The 19001-nt window shown below is 69.6% G+C and carries 15 protein-coding genes; 11 read left to right on the forward strand and 4 right to left on the reverse strand.

Features of this window, described 5'->3' with window-relative positions; all coding sequences use genetic code 11:
* Positions 1–32: 32 nt before the first annotated feature.
* Positions 33–974 (reverse strand): GlxA family transcriptional regulator, encoded by a 942-nt coding sequence (locus ACFY29_RS03680; RefSeq protein ID WP_386983133.1) that lies wholly within the window; start codon positions 972–974, stop codon positions 33–35.
* Between the two features lie 17 nt (positions 975–991).
* Positions 992–1438: a DUF6010 family protein gene (locus ACFY29_RS03685; protein WP_386983135.1), complete on the reverse strand. Its 447-nt coding sequence runs from the start codon at positions 1436–1438 to the stop codon at positions 992–994.
* 129 nt (positions 1439–1567) lie between these two features.
* Here ACFY29_RS03685 and ACFY29_RS03690 point away from each other — a divergent pair, with 129 nt between their 5' ends.
* From ACFY29_RS03690 to ACFY29_RS03700, 3 genes are all read left to right on the forward strand, one after another.
* Positions 1568–1819 carry a hypothetical protein gene (locus tag ACFY29_RS03690; protein ID WP_386983137.1) on the forward strand — a complete coding sequence of 84 codons (252 nt, stop codon included), beginning with the start codon at positions 1568–1570 and terminating at the stop codon, positions 1817–1819.
* A gap of 66 nt (positions 1820–1885) precedes the next feature.
* Positions 1886–3229: an MFS transporter gene (locus ACFY29_RS03695; protein WP_386983139.1), complete on the forward strand. Its 1344-nt coding sequence runs from the start codon at positions 1886–1888 to the stop codon at positions 3227–3229.
* The gene (locus ACFY29_RS03700; protein ID WP_386983141.1) at positions 3226–4977 is read left to right on the forward strand and encodes a glycoside hydrolase family 2 protein; all 1752 of its coding nucleotides are present in this window, start codon (positions 3226–3228) and stop codon (positions 4975–4977) included. The genes ACFY29_RS03695 and ACFY29_RS03700 overlap by 4 nt, the downstream gene beginning before the upstream one ends.
* A 6-nt stretch (positions 4978–4983) precedes the next feature.
* Here ACFY29_RS03700 and ACFY29_RS03705 read toward each other — a convergent pair whose 3' ends face one another.
* The gene (locus tag ACFY29_RS03705) at positions 4984–5964 is read right to left on the reverse strand and encodes a DUF2804 domain-containing protein (RefSeq protein WP_386983143.1); all 981 of its coding nucleotides are present in this window, start codon (positions 5962–5964) and stop codon (positions 4984–4986) included.
* A gap of 373 nt (positions 5965–6337) precedes the next feature.
* Here ACFY29_RS03705 and ACFY29_RS03710 point away from each other — a divergent pair, with 373 nt between their 5' ends.
* From ACFY29_RS03710 to ACFY29_RS03720, 3 genes are all read left to right on the forward strand, one after another.
* Positions 6338–7567: an ROK family transcriptional regulator gene (locus ACFY29_RS03710; protein WP_386983145.1), complete on the forward strand. Its 1230-nt coding sequence runs from the start codon at positions 6338–6340 to the stop codon at positions 7565–7567.
* Between the two features lie 367 nt (positions 7568–7934).
* A complete protein-coding gene (locus tag ACFY29_RS03715; RefSeq protein ID WP_386983146.1) occupies positions 7935–9533 on the forward strand; it encodes a carboxylesterase/lipase family protein in 1599 nt (532 codons plus the stop codon).
* Between the two features lie 120 nt (positions 9534–9653).
* Positions 9654–11234, forward strand: a complete 1581-nt coding sequence (locus tag ACFY29_RS03720) for a carboxylesterase/lipase family protein (RefSeq protein WP_386983147.1) — start codon at positions 9654–9656, stop codon at positions 11232–11234.
* A gap of 80 nt (positions 11235–11314) precedes the next feature.
* On the opposite strand, the gene ACFY29_RS03725 is transcribed toward ACFY29_RS03720, so the two are convergent.
* Complete coding sequence (locus ACFY29_RS03725) at positions 11315–12376, reverse strand: saccharopine dehydrogenase family protein (RefSeq protein WP_386983148.1); 1062 nt, start codon at positions 12374–12376, stop codon at positions 11315–11317.
* Between the two features lie 104 nt (positions 12377–12480).
* On the opposite strand from ACFY29_RS03725, the gene ACFY29_RS03730 reads away from it, so the two are divergent.
* The 5 genes from ACFY29_RS03730 (at position 12481) to ACFY29_RS03750 (ending at position 18993) form a co-directional block, all read left to right on the forward strand.
* Positions 12481–13419: a helix-turn-helix domain-containing protein gene (locus ACFY29_RS03730; protein ID WP_386983150.1), complete on the forward strand. Its 939-nt coding sequence runs from the start codon at positions 12481–12483 to the stop codon at positions 13417–13419.
* A 71-nt stretch (positions 13420–13490) separates the two neighbouring features.
* Complete coding sequence (locus ACFY29_RS03735; RefSeq protein WP_386983152.1) at positions 13491–14039, forward strand: dihydrofolate reductase family protein; 549 nt, start codon at positions 13491–13493, stop codon at positions 14037–14039.
* 83 nt (positions 14040–14122) lie between these two features.
* On the forward strand, positions 14123–14998 hold the full coding sequence (locus ACFY29_RS03740; protein WP_386983154.1) for an alpha/beta fold hydrolase: 876 nt from the start codon (positions 14123–14125) through the stop codon (positions 14996–14998).
* Between the two features lie 140 nt (positions 14999–15138).
* Positions 15139–16149 (forward strand): Acg family FMN-binding oxidoreductase, encoded by a 1011-nt coding sequence (locus ACFY29_RS03745; RefSeq protein ID WP_386983156.1) that lies wholly within the window; start codon positions 15139–15141, stop codon positions 16147–16149.
* A 93-nt stretch (positions 16150–16242) separates the two neighbouring features.
* Entirely contained in the window at positions 16243–18993 is a 2751-nt protein-coding gene (locus ACFY29_RS03750; RefSeq protein WP_386983158.1) for a cation-translocating P-type ATPase, read from the forward strand.
* Positions 18994–19001: the final 8 nt, after the last annotated feature.

Raw genomic sequence — 19001 nt, forward strand, 5'->3', positions numbered from 1 at the left:
TGCCCTGCCCCGTCGTCACGGCCCGCCGCCGGTCAGGTACTGCGGAACGCGCGGCGGTAGGCCTGCGGGCTGGTACCGGTGATGAGTTTGAAGCGGTCCCGAAAAGCGGTGGCGGAGCCGAATCCGACCTGGGCCGCGACGCGGTCGATGGGATGGGCCGTGGCCTCCAGGAGGTGCTGCGCCTGGTGGACGCGCACGCGGTGCAGCCACTGCAGAGGCGTGGTGCCGGTCTGGTCTCGGAATCGGCGGTTCAGGGTGCGGGTGCTCATGCCGGCGTGCTGAGCGATGTCGGCGAGGGTCAGTTCGCGTCGTGCGTTGTTCCGCATCCAGGACAGCAGCGGCTCCAGGGTGACCCCGTCAGGGGTGGGCGGTTCGTGCACGATGAACTGGGCCTGTCCGCCAGCGCGTTCCAGCGGCATGACGGACAGGCGGGCGGCGTCGGCTGCCACGGTGGCGCCGTAGTCGCGCCGGATCATGTGCAGGCACAGGTCGAGTCCGGCCGCGGCGCCGGCGGAGGTCAGGAACTGGCCATTGTCGACGTAGAGGACGTTCGGGTCGACCTGGATCTGCGGGTACTGGGTGGCGAGCTGGTCGGTGGCGATCCAGTGCGTGGTGGCGCGGAGTCCGTCGAGCAGGCCGGTGGCGGCCAGGGTGAACGCGCCGCCGCAGATCGACGCGATGCGGGTGCCGTTGGCTGCGGCGGTCCGTAACGCGTCGAGGGCCTCGGCGGGTGCTGCGGCGGTGGGGTCGGCGACGCCCGGCACGATGATGGTGTCGGCCTTGACGAGGATGTCCAGTCCCCACGGCACCGCGATGCTGAACGCGCCGGTGGTGACCTTCGGCGTCACGGCGCAGATCCGGACCTGGTAAGCGGCGCGGCCGTCGTGCAGACGGGTGCGGTGGAACACCTCCATCGGGGTGGCGAGGTCGAACGGGACGACGCTGTCGAGAGCGAGCACTGCCACGGTGTGCATGGCCGAAATCTAGCCAGCTAGGGCGTCACGGTGACGGGTTGCGCGGGTCTGCCCGCATCGGCGGCGCGGCGGCGGCTGAAACGGTGGTAGAGGTCTTTGATCGACGGGCCGCCCACGAAGCACCATAGGGCGATGACGGGATCGCAGATGGCGCAGCCGAACGACGAGTCGTGCAACGACGGGATGAGCGGGGTGCCGCGGCGGTGGTGCATGACGTCCCAGGCGGTGTGCAGAAGCCACCCGATGCCGATGAGGGTGTAGGAGTTGAGCGCGGCGTAGCCCACCGCCACCAGCAGGGCGCAGAAGGCCAATTCCCACAGGCCGAATCCGCCGCCGCTGATGTAGGCGGCGCCAGCGCCCGTAACGATGAGTGCATTCAGACGACGCCGGTGCGGCTCGGGAACGAAGGAATTGAGCCCGACGTAGACCAGCCCAATGACGACTGGCATGACATAGCGAAGCACGATCTCAGTCCTGTCACCTTTTCCGGAATGCCGTATCGAAAGGCAGCCTAGGGAGGCGTAAGCCCGGTAGCGAGAGGCGAAGATGCCAGACCCCAACGGATTCTGGCCGCGTCAGGCGGGAGTCAGGCGGTGGGCCGAAGGCGTTGCGCGTTGCTGGAGGCGGTCTTCCGGGAACGGGTCGAGGCCCTGTGCGCCCTCGCCCGCGACGTGACCAGCAGGGCCGACACCCGGGCCGCACTTCTGGAGTGGCTGAGCGCCGTCACCGCGTCCGCACGCTGGTCACCGGCATTGCCCTGGCAACGGAACACCACCCGGACCGCCGCCGAAGCGGCTCGACTGCTGGGCCTGACCGTGGCGGGGATCAGCCCCCGTCAGGATTGAGGCAGCATATGTAGAATCCGTCTCACCTTCGGGCCGCCCCGGTCCGGCCTGTCAGGAGGGTGCGCTGTGTCCGTACCCACCGTGACCGGCCCCGCGACGCACTCCGCCGCGGGCCGCGACGGCGAGCGGCTCGGCAGGCGGGCCTGGACCTCGCTGGTGCTGCTCGGCTTCGTCGGCCAACTGGCCTGGACGGTCGAGAACATGTACCTCAACGTGTTCGTCTACGACACCATCACCGACGACCCCAATGCCATCGCCACCATGGTCGCGGCGAGCGCGCTGGCCGCCACCGTGGCCACGCTGCTGATCGGTGCGATCTCCGACCGGTCCGGCCGCCGCCGGGTCTTCATCGCCGTGGGCTACGTCGTGTGGGGTGCCACCACGGCGGCGTTCGGCCTGCTCACCGTGGATGGCGTGGCCACACTGGCGCCGGCAGCCGACGCGGTGCTGCTGGCCGTGATCGCCGTGATCGCGCTGGACTGCCTGATGTCGTTTCTCGGCTCCGGCGCCAACGACGCCGGGTTCCAGGCCTGGGTGACGGACGTGACCCGGCCGGCGAACCGGGGTCGTGTGGAGTCCGTGCTGGCCGTGATGCCGCTGCTGGCCATGCTCGCCGTCTTCGGCGGGTTCGACGGTCTCACCCGGGCCGGCCAGTGGCGGACGTTCTTCCTGATCGTCGGTGGGATCATCGCGATGGTCGGGGTGCTGGCCTGGTTCCTGGTACGCGACGAGCCCGTGCCCGTCCGTCGTGGCGAGCGCCTGCTCGGCTCTGTGCTGCACGGGTTGCGCCCGGCGACCGTACGCGCCAACCCCGGGCTGTACCTGGCGCTGGCCGCGTGGTCGATCTGGGGTGTGTCGACCCAGGTCTTCCTGCCGTACCTGATCATCTACGTGCAGCGCTACCTCGACATCGACGGCTACGCCCTCGTGCTCGGTGTCGTGCTGCTCGGCGCATCCCTGGTGAGCGTCATCGTGGGCCGGTTCATCGACCGGGTGGGCCGGGTCAGCTTCCTCCTGCCCGCCGTCGGCGTGTACGCGGCCGGCCTGCTCGCGATGTACCTGGCTCGCGGCACGGGCCAGGCGATCGCCGCCGGGCTGCTCATGATGTCCGGGTTCATGCTGGTGCTGGCCCCGATCGGGGCGCTGGTACGGGACTTCTCACCGCCGGAGCGCGCCGGTCACGTGCAGGGCCTGCGCATGATCTTCGCGATCCTGGTGCCGATGCTCATCGGGCCTTATCTCGGTGCGGCGGTCATCACCGGCGCCGGTGAGACCTACGCCGACCTGGGCGTGGTCAAACAGGTGCCGACGCCGAACATCTTCCTGGCCGCGCTGGCGGTGCTCGCCCTCATTCTCGTACCGGTGCTCACGCTGCGCCGCCGGCGGTACGGCTCGGCGGCGCGAGCATGACCCGGCCGCTGCTGACCCCGTGGGGCGAGGGGCTCGACCCCGACCGGCCGTTGCCGGAGTATCCACGCCCGCAGATGGTCCGCGACAGCTACCTCAATCTCAACGGCCGCTGGCAGTACGCGATCACCGACAGCGGCCGGCAACCGGACGAGTACGACGGCGAGATCATCGTGCCGTTCTCGCCGGAGACGCCGCTGTCGGGCGTCGGCCGACAACTCCTACCAGGCCAGACGCTGTGGTACCGCCGGATGTTACGGCTGCCCGACGGGTTCCGACCCGATCCGTCGGCGCGGGTGCTGCTCCACTTCGGAGCCGTCGACCAGACCTGCGAGGTGTTCGTCAACGGCACGCTGGTGGGCGGGCACACCGGGGGCTACCTGCCGTTCCACTGCGACATCACCGACGCGCTGCGCGACGGTGACAACACTCTGGTCGTCGCGGTACGGGACGGCACCGACACCGACCACCACTCGCGCGGCAAGCAGCGGCTCCGCCGCGGCGGAATCTGGTACAGCCCGCAGTCCGGGATCTGGCAGACCGTGTGGGTCGAGTGCGTGCCCGCGCTGCACGTACGGCGGCTCACCCTGACCCCGCTGCTCGGCGAGGGCTGCCTCGATGTGACGGTCCACGCCGGCCCGGACGCGCCCGACGCGACGGTGACGATCCTGGCCGGCGACGACGTGGTGGGCGTGGCGCAGGCACCTGCCGGACAGCCGGTACGCGTTCCCATCCCCCAGGCGCGACGGTGGAGCCCCGAGGACCCGTACCTCTACGGTGTGATCGTGGACCTGGGCGACGACCGGGTCCGCGGCTACGTCGGCATGCGCTCGTTCGGCGTCGGCCCCGGCCCGGACGGCACACCACGGCTGCTGCTCAACGGCGCTCCGTATTTCCACGCCGGCATCCTCGACCAGGGCTACTGGTCCGACGGCTGGTACACGGCTCCGTCCGACGAGGCGATGGTCCACGACATCGCCACCATGAAGCGGCTCGGCTTCACCATGCTCCGCAAGCACATCAAGATCGAGCCAGCGCGCTGGTACCACCACTGCGATCGCCTCGGCATGCTGGTCTGGCAGGACATGGTCAACGGCGGTGGCCGTTATCGGCCACTGGTGGTCACCGCACCCGCGGTCAGCCCGCTCCGGCTGAACGACCGTCACCGGCGGTTGTTCGCCCGCGACGACGACGCCGGGCGCGACCAGTTCCGCGCCGAGCTGCACGACACCGTCGAGCACCTGCGCAACGTCGTCAGCATCGCGGTGTGGGTGCCGTTCAACGAGGGCTGGGGCCAGTTCGACGCGGCCGCGATCGCCGCCGAGCTCGCCGCGCTGGACCCGACGCGCAGCGTCGACCACGCCAGCGGTTGGCACGACCGGGGCGGCGGAGACCTGCGCAGCCTGCACGTCTACTTCCGCCGCTTCCGGGTGCCGCGGCGCGGGCGTGACCGCCGGGTGCTGGTGTTGTCCGAGTACGGCGGCTACAGCCTCGCCGTCAGCGGGCACACCACGACCGATCGCGAGTTCGGCTACCGCCGTTTCCGCGACGAGGCGTCGCTCGGTGCGGCTTTCCGCCGCCTGCACGCCGAGCAGATCGCCCCGGCGATCGCCGATGGCCTGAGCGCCACCGTCTACACCCAACTGTCCGATGTTGAGGACGAGGTCAACGGTCTGCTCACCTACGACCGCCGGTTGCTCAAACTGCCGGCCGAACTGGTGGCCGAGGTGAACCGGCAACTCCGTCTCTGACCGGAGTTACCAGCGGTTGCGCGCCTCCTCGGCCCAGCCGACGAGCCCGTCGAGACTCACCTTCGTCCCGTCGTCCGTCTTCGCCCAGCCGGAGAAGTGCCCGAAGCACTGGTGCGTCTCGTTCCCGACGACACCGAGGTTGGTGCGGGCCACCTTCTCGTGGAACGGCTGGAACTCGGCCTCGACCCGTTCCCCGCTGATCCGCCACGGGCGTAGCCAGTCCGACCGGTCGTAGGTCCAGCGCAGCTCGTCGCCGATCTTGTGTAGCCGGCCGTCGACGAACAGGCCGTTCTCGGTGACGCCGGTGCCGTCGGTCCACTGACCGCCGAGCTGGATCGCACGTCCCGGTGCCGCGCCGGCGGCCCAGTTCCATGTGATCGAGTACGGCCACCTGCCGCGACCGTGGTCCAGCACGGCGAACGCGTCCGGCCCACCGATCTCGTACGCCTGGCCGTGCAGCTCCAGGATGCCGAGAACAGGGCGGCCGACGTCCTTGACCGTGTACTGGAACTGGGTGCGGCTCCACGGCACGACCACGCCGAGTGACTCGTGACCGGCCGGCAACGGTACGTCCACCTCCAGCCGTACGCCAGGGGCGCTCGCCGAGATGGTGGTGCCGTCCGGACGCTGAGCGATCCGGATCGCCAGCCCGTTACCCCGCGCACGAGCCTCGCCGACACCGCTCTGCGGCGGTAGCACCGTCCCGCGCGCCAGCGGCACCACCACGTCGGCCTTCGTCTCGACGCCGGTGTCCCGGTCGAGCACGTAGACGCCGTGCACACCGGCGTAGTCGAGCGACGAGGCGACCAGCCCGACGATGTGCTGGGGCGTGACGATGCCCCAGTACTCCCACCGCTTGGTACGGCCCCAGCCGCGCAGGTTCGCGGTGTGCAGGGGACGGCGGGTCCAGCCGACCGCCGCCGGATTGAGCCGCCCGTTCGACTGGCACAGATCGACAGGTGAGTCCAGTTCACGTTCGTGCGTCACGACGTGCAGGATAACCCCCGCCGCCATCTCCGGCACTCGATCACGGGCCCGAGACTGTGCGCCACGGTCCGTCGCGATCCTGTCCAGGAAGGACCGCCGGCACTCAGGAAACCCCGACTGCGGGTGCAGCCAGCTGCGCACTCGCCAGAGTTCCACCACAGCTGGCCGCGATCCCACAGCCGGCCGGCTGGCAGGTCCGCGACGTGGCCACGTCCCAGTCCTGTTCGCCGATCGGCGTCCGGCTCGGCCGACCGGAGCACCTTTTGGCTCATCTCGTTCTAAGTGAGCCGTAATCGAGGCTATCTGCGGCAAGTTGCTTGGTCAACGGCAAGTATTAGAACCATTTTCGTCTTAAAAACGGTATGGTCACGTCGTGACGCCGCCTGATGTCCCCGTCATTCCGAGCCACGGCACCACTGGCAACGAGCGGCTGGTCCTCGCCGCCCTACGGGGCGGAGTCGTTCTCAGCCGTGCGGAGTTGAGCGCCACGACCGGCCTGCCGAAGACGACGGTGACCGGCATTGCCAATCGCCTCCTGCAACGGGGCATGGTGGTCGAACACACCGCCGACGCGGGACGGCGGCACCAGGGTCGCGGCCGGCCCGCGAGTGGACTTGCGTTGGCGGACCCAGGCGGCCTGGTTGCCGTCCTCTCCTTCAGCCACACCACGATCCGGGCCGCGGCGGTCGGCTGGGATGGCACCCTTGCCGCCTACCGGGCGATCGACATCCACGGGGATCGCGACCAGCAACGCCTGACCGACCAAGGGCTCGGCCTGCTCGCGGAGGCGTTCGCCGAGACGGGGTCGACGCCAGAGCAGGCAGGCTTTGCCGTCATCGGCGTTCCGGCAGCCTTCGAGCAAGGGGTGGGGGCGGTATTCGGCCAGGTGCCCGACGCAACCCGCAAGGCCGTACCCGAGCTGGAGAAGCTCTTCGGGTGGTTTCGGTCGGACCCGGTACCCACCGTCACCGAACGACTCGGCATCCCGGCGATGGCGGAGAACTACGCCAACCTCGCAGCGCTGGGCGAGGCGACCGCTGGCGCGGGGCGCGGCCTGGACGACTTCATCTACATCAAGCTGGTCGAGGGGGTCGGTGCCGGGCTGATCCTCGGTGGTCGGCTGCATCGGGGTGCGCGCGGGCTGGCTGGGGAACTGGCGCACGTACAGGTGGTCCGCAACGGACGATGGTGCCTTTGCGGGAGTCGCGGCTGCCTCGCGGCAACCTATGGCGGCTTCATGGAATCGATCGGCCGCTCAACGTATCCGCGACCGTTGAGCGCCGCGGACATCCGCGGGCTTGCCGCCGCAGGCGAGGTGGGCACCCGGCGCATCCTGGCCGACCTCGGTCGGGGCTTCGGACGGGCGCTCGCCGACGTCTGCGTGATGCTCAGCCCGGAAGCGATCATCGTGGACGGAATGCTCGGTGCGGCCGCAGAGCCGTTTCTCACCGGCATGCGCGATGCGATCGACCACCGCATGCCGAGCGTCATGGCCCAGGCCGTGCAGTTGCTTCCTGGTGCGCTCGGGGAGCGGGCCGAGATGCTCGGCGCGGTCGCGCTTGCCCGGGCGGGACAGCTGCCCGCCGCGACCGCCGGCTGGTAGCGGGTAGGTTACGGCTGCACCATGTCCGCGACACTCATGTTTCCCACGTGTTGCGAAGTCCCCTGGCAGAGGATATGTTCTGCCCCACAACAAAGTCTTCCTCCGTCCTCGGCCGGCCGGGGGAAGCGCCAGCGTCGCGACCGTTCCACTCCGGCTCCTTGCCCGGTACTCGCCTGAACCGTCGCCTGGCCTCCTTCACGGGCCGGTGCACCCGTCAACCGGATGCACCTCCCGTTCAACGTGGACTCCCCCGTCCACGACCAACTGCGGCACCGGACCCGGTGCGAGCCGGGGACCTCCCCTGCCGCAAAAAAGGGAGGTACGACCACCGATGAGAATCCGACCGACCGCTCGATGGGTGGCGGGGATGTCAGCCGCAGCGATCGTTGCGCTGACCGCCACCGCGGGCCTGCCCGCCGTGGCGAACTTCGCCAGCCCCTCGCGTGGCGCCAGCAGCTACCCCGGCCAGTCCCCCGTCGTCCAGACCGACAAGGGCGCGGTCCAGGGTGCGGCCAAGAGCATGGTGACCTCCTTCAAGGGCATCCCCTTCGCCGCGCCGCCGACCGGCGACCTCCGCTGGAAGGCGCCGCAGCCGGCCGCCAAGTGGAAGGGCACCAGGGACGCGACGCAGTTCGGCGCCTCCTGCGTGCAGGGCACCGGATGGGACCCCGGATATGACAAGCCCACGCTGACCGAGGACTGCCTCTACCTCAACGTGTACCGCCCCAGCGACGCCTCGAAGAAGAACCTCCCGGTCTTCTTCTGGATCCATGGCGGCGGCAACACCGCCGGGGCCGGGCGCGACACCAACCCGGACAAGTTCGTGACGCGAGAGGACGTCGTCTACGTCACGATCAACTACCGGATCGGCGCCATGGGCTACCTCGTGAATCCGGCTCTTGAGGCGGACAACCGCGACGGCTCGGCCGGCAACTTCGCGATCCTGGACCAGCAGGCGGCAATGCGCTGGGTGCAGAAGAACATCAAGGCCTTCGGCGGCAACCCCAACAACGTCACCGTCGCAGGGCAGTCCGCGGGCGCCGGCAACACGGCGGTGCAGCTCGCCTCGCCCTCCGCGCGAGGTCTCTTCGACCGCGCCATCCTCCAGAGCGGAGGCGGCAGCCCTCTTCGGACGTTGCCGGCGGCCCGGCAGAGCGGCGAGCAGTTCAGCACCGAACTCGGCTGCCCGACAGGCGCGGGCCAGGTCGACTGCCTTCGCTCGAAGAGCCCCACCGAGATCCTCGCGGCACAGGCCAAGGTCCGTCAGTCGGGCGCTGTCGCCGGCACTCGCGTCGTGCCGACCGACCCGATCGACCTGATGAAGACCGGCAAGCTGACCGATCTGCCGGTCCTGGTCGGTGGCACCTCCGACGAGTCGCAGCAGAGTGTCTTCGCCGCCTACGACTACCTCGACAAGCCGCTCACCAACGAACAGCTCAACACCCTGATCTCCACCACGTACCCGAACGGTGCCGACCAGATCCGTGCCGCCTACCCGGTGGCGAACTACAAGTCGCCCACCGTCACCTGGGGTGCGATCCAGAGCGACCAGCGCGCGTGCCGGGACCAGACGCTGCGCGACCGGTTGGCGACGAACACCAAGACGTACGCCTACGAGTTCGCCGAGAAGAACGGTCCGGCCTTCGTCTCGATCTGGCGCCTCAACACCGACTATCCGTTCGGTGCCACCCACGTCAACGACCTCGGCTACCTCTGGGACTACCTGGGCACCGCCCTGCCCTTCAGCACCGAGCAGGTCGACCTGTCCAACCAGATGATCAGCTACTGGGGCAGCTTCGCTCGGGACGGCAACCCGAACGTGCGGTTCGCGCCGACCTGGCCCCGGTACGCCCCGCAGGGTGACCTCCTGCAGTTCGCGGCCCCCAGCGCCCAGCGGGCCACCCACGCCCAGATCGACAGCTCGCACAACTGCTCCCTGTGGGACGCGGTCAGTCCCGCTGTCTGACGACGTCAGCAAGGTCCGCGATGTGGTGTCTCGGCACCACATCGCGGATCCCGGGAAGGAGCGCAGCCGGCGAGCCGCCGCTGCGCGGAACCCCTCAGTCCAACCGAAATGGAGTGTTACGTGAGACCTCTCTCCAAGCGTCGCCTGGCCACCTGGGCGGCGGCCGTGGTCGCTCCCGTGCTGCTGCTCGGCGCGGGTGTCGGCGCCGTCGCTCAGGCGGACGGCAAGGGTGACGGACGCGGCGGTGACCCCGTCGTGCAGAGCCAGAGCGGGCTCGTCCGTGGCGTCGCGACGCCCCAGTTCGACCAGTTCCTCGGGCTGCCGTACGCGGCGCCTCCCGTACGCGACCTCCGGTTCGCCGCTCCGGCCGCGCCGGAGTCGTGGCGGGGAATCCGGTCGGCGGATCGGCAGTCCCCGGCGTGCCTGCAGTTCGAGCCGACCGGCATCCGCGAGGAGCAGGCGGTCAGCGAGGACTGCCTCTACCTGGACGTCTACCGGCCGCGCAACGTCGCGAAGAACGCCAAGCTGCCGGTCATGGTCTGGTTCCACGGCGGGGGTCACACCCAGGGCACCGGCGTCATCTACGGCGGCGGAACGATGGCCGACAAGACTGACACCATCATCGTCTCGGTCAACTACCGCCTCGGGGCGCTCGGCTTCCTGGCCCACCCCGCACTCAGCGCGGTCACGAACGGCGGCTCCGGCAACTACGGCCGGATGGACCAGCTGGCGTCTGCCCAGTGGGTCCGCGACAACATCGCCAACTTCGGCGGCGACCGGAACAACGTGACGATCTACGGTCAGTCCGCCGGTGGACAGGCCGTCTGCGACATGCTGGCCATGCCGGCGGCCAAGGGGCTGTTCCACAAGGCGATCGTGCAGAGCCAGCAGTGCCTGGCCACCCGGAACACGCTCGCGGCCGGTGAGCAGCGGGGCGTCGGATTCGCCGAGTCGGTGGGTTGCACCGATGCCGCCACCGTCGTGAACTGCCTGCGCGCGGCGTGGCCCGCGAAGCTCATCGCCAACCAGGCGAACTACCTCGGCAACTCGAAGGTGGGCGGCTCGCTGCTCCCCAAGTCGTTCCCCGACGCGCTCGCCGACGGCACCTGGAACAAGGTGCCGGTGATGACCGGCACCACGCGCTCCGAGAACCGTCTCACCGAGACCGCCCTCGCCGGAATCACCGCGCAGGGCTACGTCGACACGATCAAGCGCGAGTACGGCGACAAGGCCGACCGCGTCCTCGAGCTGTACCCGCTGAGCAAGTTCAAGAGCCCGTGGGACGCCATCACCCAGGTGCACACCGACGCCGGGCGCGCGTGCCTCACCGAACGGGCCGCTCAGGTGATCTCGACCAAGACCCCGCTCTACCGCTACGAGTTCAACGACCCGACCTCGCCGACCCTCTACGGGTTCCGCGTCCCGGGTGAGGACGTCTCCAACGGACACAGCGGCGAGCTCGCCTACCTGTTCGACTTCACCCTCGGGGAGCGGCCCCTGACCGCGCAGCAGGAGCGGCTGTCGGACCAGATGATGCGGTACTGGGGCGCCTTCGCCCACAACGGGAACCCGAACTACCGGGGTGCCCCGGCGTGGCCGACCTACGGTGACGAGAACGTGCTGCAGCTGCGCACCGGCGGAGCGAGCCGCGTGATCAACACCTTCTCGGCGGACCACAACTGCGGCTTCTGGCTCAGCTGACCTCGCACGGCGCGCATCCATAGCAGAACAGTGCGGGCCCGCCCCGAACGGGGGCGGGCCCGCATCACGCCGCTGGGCGGTCAGGCGAACTGTGGCACGCGAGACTCCTGGCGCGGTTCGAGCGAGATGTACGCGGACAGCGCGCGGAGGAAGTCGGGCGCGTCGAAGATCTCGCCAGCGGAAGCGACGCCGCTCACCCTCGTCTGACTGCCGAGAATGCGATGGACCGCTTCCACCGCCAGCGGTGCGCTGATGGCGTAGATGTCCTGGCCGCTGGCGACGACGCGTCGCTGCGTGTCGCCGGAGCGCACGATGACGTCCACGGTGAACGTCTGCGCGGACCGGCCGCGCTTGTCGACCGCAGCCGGTGCGGGTGTGTCTCGCGCGGCCAGGTCCTTGGCCGCGTCGGTGGTCATGTACGTGCGCACCTCGGGGATGGACAGGTGGCTGGGGACGGTGACGACATCGGCCATCGCGAACTCACCGAGGACCGTCCGGGTGCCCATCGGAGCGGGGAAGTCCCACTCCAGAATCGGCAGGTCGCGCTCGTCGAGGTAATACTCCAGCCGGCCACCGGTGTAGCGGACACGTTGGCCATCGCGCCGTTGCCGGGAGACGGTGCCGGAGGCGAGGGTCCCGGCCGTAGGGTGCCAACTGCTCAGGCCGTACGCGACGTGCGCCTCGTCGGCCGCGACCCAATCGCCCATCGCCGTCGTGACCAGCAGATCGCCGAGTCCGCCGAAGAAGGCCATCGCCGGGACCACCGCGACGCCCGCGGCCTGAGCGCGGTCGGTGAAGTGCGTGAACGTGTCGAGGTTCGCCTCGATCTCGGCCGCCACGTCCACGTACGGGACCCCGGTCCGCAGGGCGGCCTCGATCACCGGCGCCGCCGTCGAGGCGAACGGGCCGGCGCAGTTGATGACCGCGGCCGCACCCCTCAATGCCTGGTCGAGCGAGGCCGGATCGTCTACCGACGCCACCCGGTACTCGAGCCCCGGATGCGACGCCGCCAGCGCCTGGAGCTTGCCCGCGTCGCGACCGAGGAGAAGCGGGACGTACCCGCGATCGCGCAACTCCGTCACCACGAACCGCCCGGTGTGTCCGTACGCACCGAATACCGCCACGGTCTGACCCGAACCCATCTGCGGTTCCTCCATGCTTTTCGAAAGATCGACTGAAGAGAGCCTGTCAGCAGCGCCCGACTCGGACGAGTGTCTGGAACGCCATGCCCCGTACAATTTCGGACATGGCCACTATCGCGCTCGCCGCCACCGAGGGGATGCTGCACTTCGAGCTCGCCATGGCCTGCGAGGTCTTCGTCCGCGACCCCTCCGGCCTGGCAGACCCGTGGTACGACCTCGTGGTCTGCGGCCCCGGCCCGGTCCGGATCGGCACATTCCATGTCGACCCTGACGACGGGTTGGACCGACTCGCCCGCGCCGACACCGTGATCATCCCTGCCGTGGAAGACATCGACGCGGACGTGCCATCCGACCTGCTCGACGCCGTCCGCACGGCCCACGAGGCGGGCGCTCGGATGGTCTCGCTGTGTACCGGTGCGTTCGTGCTGGCCGCAGCCGGGGTGCTGGACGGGCTGCACGCGACCACGCACTGGGCCCACACCGAAGCGCTGGCCGCCCGCTATCCCCGGGTGAAGGTCGACCCGGACGTGCTCTACGTCGACAACGGCAACGTGCTCGCCTCTGCCGGCAAGGCCGCCGCGATCGACCTGTGCCTGCACCTGATCCGCCGCGACCACGGCTCGACGGTCGCCAACGCCGTCGCCCGCCGCCTGGTCGTCCCGCCGCACCGCGCCGGCGGCCAGGCCCAGTTCGTCACCACCCCGGTGCCCGGCCGCGACGACCATCCCCTCGCCCACCTTCTTCCCTGGGCGATGGAGCGGCTGAACCGTCCGCTGACCGTGGAGGACCTGGCTCGCCAGGCGAATATGAGTTCGCGAAACCTGGCCCGCCACTTCAAATCGGTAACCGGCACCACCCCACTGCACTGGCTGTCAACGCAGCGGATCCGCCGGGCACAGGAACTGCTGGAGAACACCGACAACAGCATCGACGCCATCGCTCAGGCGGCCGGTATGGGAACCGCCACGACGCTACGCCGACACTTCAACCGCACCGTCGGTGTACCTCCGGACGCCTACCGTCGCACCTTCCGCAGCGCCTGACCCTCACGCCCACCGAACGGCGGGTACATTGATCGAACAATCGACCAACTCAGCAACGGGTGGGCCACGAGATGAGCAAGCTGCAGTACCAGTGCGCCATGTCTCTCGACGGCTTTATCGCCGGCCCAAACGGCGACATGTCCTGGCTCAGCAGCCAATCCGACGACACCCCCACTGACACAACCGAAACTGAAACCACGAACCCTCTCGTAGCGCAGGTCGGCGCGGTACTCACCGGGAACCGCACCTACCGTGGCGACGACCCGAACGCCGGCACCGACAAGGAAGGCGGCTACGACGGGCAGTACTTCGGGCCGTCCATTGTGCTCACCCACCACCTACCGGAAGTCTCCGAACCCGGCGTTACCTTCGTCGACAATCTCGACAAGGCCATATCCATGGCCAAAGAGGCCGCCGGGGAGAAGCTGGTCAGCGTACTCGGCGCCAACGTCGCCCGCCAATGCATCGAGATTGGCGCACTCGACGAGATCCTCGTCTACATCACACCGGTACTCCTTGGCGACGGCGTCCGGCTCTTCGATCACCCCGGCGGCTCTCTCGTCCGGCTCGAAGTCCTGGAAGCAGACAACCTGAGCATCCTCAGCCGCATCGTCTACTGACCGAGCGGCGCCATTTGAATGCCGCGCTGCGACCCGCACACATAGCACGCCGATCCGTTCCCGCCGGCCGTAGTCTCACCAGCATGACGAAAACGCAGACGCACACCCTCTCGGTACCCGGCGCCGACCTGGTCTACGACGTCCGCGGCCCGCTACCCCCGTCTGGCGGATCCCCCGCGCTGCTCATGATCGGCCAGCCGATGACGGCCGAGGGCTTCGAGGCGCTCGCCGAACACTTCACGGACCGCACAGTCGTCACCTACGACCCGCGCGGCCTGGGCCGCAGCATCCGCACGGACGGCCGGTCCGACCACACCCCGCAGCGTCAGGCGGCCGACCTGCACCTGCTGATCGAGGCGCTCGGTGCCGGCCCGGTTGACGTGTTCGCCAGCAGCGGCGGTGCGGTGACCGCACTCGAACTGGTCGCGACGCACCCCGGCGACGTCGTCACACTGGTGGCGCACGAGCCGCCGATCAACGCTGTGCTCCCCGACGCCACGGCCGCCGAGCGCGCCCGGGCTGCCTTCTACGAGGCGTACCAGGCGAAGGGCACCAGCGCAGGTATGGCCGCCTTCATCGCGATGACTTCCTGGCAGGGCGAGTTCACCGCGGCCTACTTCGCCCAGCCCACGCCCGACCCGGCGATGTTCGGCATGTCGACCGACGACGACGGCACCCGCGACGACCCGCTGCTGTCGAAGAACTCGTGGGCGATCAGCGACTACCGCCCCGACGCGAGCGTGCTCACCGCAGTACCGACCCGGATCGTGATCGCGGTCGGCGAAGAGTCGGCGGGAACGTACACCGCGCGTACAGCCCTGTGCACTGCGGCGTTGCTCGGCCAGGAGGCCACGGTGTTCCCGAGCCACCACGGAGGCTTCCTCGGTGGTCAGTTCGGTTACGCCGGCAAGCCCGAGGAGTTCGCGGCAAGGCTGCGCGACGTGCTGGACGCCGGCTGATCGTCGCGGGCCTGCGCAGCAAACGGGACGGCCACCGGCGACCGCCTGTCGCATCGCTGGTCGGTCCGCACGGACACGCCCGCAGCACCCCTGACTAGCCTGCGTAGGGTGATCATTCGAAGAGACGAAGGGGTCTGACGATGAGCCACGAGACGCCGGCTACCGATCACCCGCTGACCACCGCGCTCGCGGAAGCCGCCGGAATGGCCGGCCACGCACCCTCGGTGCACAACACCCAGCCGTGGCGCTGGACGGTCCTCCCCGACGCGCTGGAGCTGCGGGTGGTCCACGACCGCCAGCTCAGCACGACGGACCCTGAGGGCCGGCTGCAGGCGATCAGCTGCGGCGCCGCGCTGCACCACGCCCGGGTGGCGCTGGCCGCCAAGGGCTGGACACCGGTCGTGGAGCGGCTGCCCGACCCCGCCCAGTCCGACCTGCTGGCCCGGCTCACCAGCTTCCACCACACCGGCGCCGACCCGGACGCCACGCGTCTGGTCCAGGCCATTGAGGTGCGGCACACCGACCGCCGCCCGGTCAGTGACGAGCAGATTCCCCCGGCGACGCTCGGTGAGATCGAACGGGCGGCCACCCGCGAGGGCGCGAACCTCCAGGTCCTCGACGACACCCAGAAGCTCGAGCTGGCCAGCGCTGCCCAGCAGGCCGCCGCTGTCGAGGCGGCCAGCCCTGGGCTGCGCGAGGAGCTGGCGTACTGGACCAGCCGCGCCGGCGCCGGCACCGGGCTGCCGCCGGAGGTGCTGCCCGAACAGGCGCCACAGACCACCGTCCCGGTGCGCGACTTCGGCCGCGCGGGCACCCTGCCGGTCGGCTCCGGCCACGACCAGGCCGCCGTCTACGGGATCCTCTGGGGCAGCGAGGACGAACCGGACAGCTGGCTGCGCGCCGGCGAAGGGCTCTCCGCCGCCTGGCTCACGGCCACCCGGCTCGGGGTGTCCCTGGTGCCGCTCTCCGGCGTGGTGGAGGTCGACGGCACCCGCCAGACGCTGCGGCGAATGCTGTCCGGCCTGGGCTTCCCGTACCTCGCCATGCGGCTCGGCGTGGCCGACCCGACGCACGCGGACCTGCCGCACGCCCCGCGGCTGGAGACCGCGCAGACCGTCGACACCTCGGCGGTGGCCGGCCAGCTGCCATAGCACCGACGGTGACGCCGATCTCGTCCTGTCATGCGGGCAGCCGCAGACCTGGTCGGAAAGGATGGTCGGGTGATCAGTGGTAGTGATGGCCGCATGACCAAGACCGGCTCGGGCGATCCGGTCGCCTGGCACGCCGTCGCAGCAGACGGCGTCGCCACGGCCTTCGCGGTCGAGCCACCGTACGGGTTGACCGCGCTGGAGGTCGAGCGGCGGCGGAGTCAGTACGGGCTCAACCGCCTCGCCGAGGCACCCAGGGAGCCGTGGTGGAGGGCTCTCCTCCGGCAGTTCCAGGACCTGCTCATCGTGATTCTGCTGGTGGCGGCCGTGGTGAGCCTGCTGGTCAGCAGGGAGTGGGAGACACCGGCGGCGATCGCCGTCGTGGTGTTGCTCAACGCGACGATCGGGTTCGTGCAGGAGTCTCGGGCGGAGGCATCGCTGGAGGCGCTCAGACGGATGCTCGTGACGGCGGCGACCGTGCGCCGGGACGGTCGACTGCTTCGGGTCAACGCCGAAGAGCTGGTGCCGGGTGACGTGGTCGTGGTCGAGGCGGGCGACCGGATGCCGGCCGACGCGCGGTTGCTGCAGGCGATTTCGCTGGAGGTGCAGGAGTCCTCCCTGACCGGCGAGGCGCAACCCGTGACGAAGAAGGCGGAGGCCGACGTGCGGCCGGACGCCGCGCTGGGTGATCGCGTCACGTTGTTGTTCATGAACACAATGGCGACCCGCGGTCGTGGCGAGGCAGTCGTCACTGCCACGGGGATGGATACGGAAATCGGTCGGGTAGCCGGGTTGTTGCACGAGGCCCGGGCCGGTCTGACCCCGCTGCAACGGCAGATCAACGCCCTCGGTCGCACATTGGCGGTGACCGCCGGCATCGTCATCGCCATCGTGTTCGGCCTCGGACTGGCGCGAGGGCAGCAGTTCCACGAGCTTTTCGTCACCGCGGTCTCGCTCGCAGTGGCGACCATTCCCGAGGGACTGCCGGCGGTCGTGGCGTTCACCCTGGCGATGGGAACCGGCCGTCTCGCCCGCCGCGGAGCGATCATCAAGCGGCTGGCGTCGGTGGAGACGCTGGGCAGCACGTCGGAGATCTGCACGGACAAGACCGGCACGTTGACGTTGAACGAGATGACGGCGCGGGAAATGGTCTTCGCGGGCCGGCCGTTCACCGTCTCTGGTGAGGGTTACCGCACCGACGGGCAGATCCAGACCACCGACGGCGGCGTCGGGCCGGGTGGGCTGAAGGACGCGCTCACCGCGATGGCGCTGTGCAGTGACGCGGTGCTGCGGGACGATGCGCTGGTCGGTGACCCCACGGAGGGCGCCCTGGTGGTGCTCGCGGAGAAGGGTGACGTCGATGTCGCGCGCCTGCGCGCGCAACGTCCCCGACTCGCCGAGGTGCCGTTCGACGCCGATCAGAAATACATGATCACCTTCCACCTCTGGACCGGCGAGAACGGAGAGGAAATCGTCCGGGCCTTCATCAAGGGCGCGCCGGACGTCCTCGCCGAACGCGCCGACCGGCACCTTGACGGGGAGCACGTCGTCGCCTTCGACGACGACGCGCGGGTGCGATACGGCGAGGCCAACGCGGACCTTGCACGGCGCGGACTGCGAGTACTCGCGATCGGTGTGCAGGACCTGCCGGCGGCGGACTTCGATGCCGCAGCAGACCTGCGGAAACTACTCGATCGTGTGGTGCTGCTGGCGCTGGTGGGAATCGTCGATCCGCCACGCCCGGAGGCCCGCGACGCGATCGCCGCCTGCCGCGACGCCGGCATCCGAGTCCGGATGATCACCGGCGACCACGCCGTCACGGCAGCGGCCATCGCCGAGAATCTCGGCATCCAGGGCAGAGCCGTCACCGGCAGGGACCTGGACCGCATCGGCGACGACGACCTCGCCGACTACCTGGCCGACATCGGCGTCATCGCCCGTGTGTCCCCGGCCCACAAGATCCGGATCGTGCAGGCACTGCAGAACACCGGCAGCGTGGTCGCCATGACCGGCGACGGCGTCAACGACGCCCCCGCGTTGCGGGCCGCCGACATCGGCGTGGCGATGGGCGTCACCGGCACGGAGGTGGCCAAGGAAGCCTCCACCATGATCCTCACCGACGACAACTTCGCCACGATCGTCCGCGCCGTTCACGGCGGGCGGGGCATCTACGACAACATCGTCAACTTCACCCGATTTCAGGTGTCCACCGCGTTCGCATTCGTGATCACCTTCCTCGTCGCGTCGGTGACCGGCATCGCCGGCGGGGCACCCTTCACCGCTCTGCAAATCCTGTTCGTCAACCTCGTCATGGACGGTCCTCCCGCCATGTCGTTGGGTGTCGACCCGGTCAGCCCGGACGCGATGCGCCGACCACCACGGCCTGCGGGGGAACACATCCTCAACCGGCAGCGAATGGGTCGGATCGTGCTGGCCGCGGCCGTGATGGCTGCGGGAACGGTCGCGGTGCTGCAGTTGGCGCCCGGGCCCGCCCCGGCGGCGGCGCACGCCACGATCGCCGGCACCATGGCGTTCGTGACGTTCGTCTTCTTCCAGGTGTTCAACCTGCTCAACGTCCGCAGCTTCACCCGCAGCGTGTTCTCACGGGAAACGCTGCGCAACCGGTCTGCCTTCGTCGCCACCGGCGTAGTGGTGGCCCTGCTCGTGCTGGTCGTGGAACTCGACGTGCTGAACGGACTGTTCACCACGACCGACCTCAGCGCAGGCCAGTGGCTGGCCTGCGCTGCTGTCGGGTCAACGATCCTGATCGCCGGTGAAGTCGTCAAGGCACTGACGCGCAGCCGTCGGCACCGGCAGAGCCTGGCCGCCGGGGCTGGCGTGTCGTGACAGCACCC

Origin of the sequence: Micromonospora sp. NPDC000668 (genome assembly GCF_042897975.1) — a bacterium.
Taxonomy (GTDB): Bacteria; Actinomycetota; Actinomycetes; order Mycobacteriales; family Micromonosporaceae; genus Micromonospora.

Excerpts from the sequence above, each read along its gene's own strand:
- ACFY29_RS03680 (WP_386983133.1), bottom strand. The coding sequence starts at position 974 with ATGCACACCGTGGCAGTGCTCGCTCTCGACAGCGTCGTCCCGTTCGAC.
- ACFY29_RS03700 (WP_386983141.1), top strand. The coding sequence starts at position 3,226 with ATGACCCGGCCGCTGCTGACCCCGTGGGGCGAGGGGCTCGACCCCGAC.
- ACFY29_RS03715 (WP_386983146.1), top strand. The coding sequence starts at position 7,935 with ATGTCAGCCGCAGCGATCGTTGCGCTGACCGCCACCGCGGGCCTGCCC.
- ACFY29_RS03725 (WP_386983148.1), bottom strand. The coding sequence starts at position 12,376 with ATGGGTTCGGGTCAGACCGTGGCGGTATTCGGTGCGTACGGACACACC.
- ACFY29_RS03730 (WP_386983150.1), top strand. The coding sequence starts at position 12,481 with ATGGCCACTATCGCGCTCGCCGCCACCGAGGGGATGCTGCACTTCGAG.
- ACFY29_RS03735 (WP_386983152.1), top strand. The coding sequence starts at position 13,491 with ATGAGCAAGCTGCAGTACCAGTGCGCCATGTCTCTCGACGGCTTTATC.
- ACFY29_RS03740 (WP_386983154.1), top strand. The coding sequence starts at position 14,123 with ATGACGAAAACGCAGACGCACACCCTCTCGGTACCCGGCGCCGACCTG.
- ACFY29_RS03745 (WP_386983156.1), top strand. The coding sequence starts at position 15,139 with ATGAGCCACGAGACGCCGGCTACCGATCACCCGCTGACCACCGCGCTC.
- ACFY29_RS03750 (WP_386983158.1), top strand. The coding sequence starts at position 16,243 with ATGACCAAGACCGGCTCGGGCGATCCGGTCGCCTGGCACGCCGTCGCA.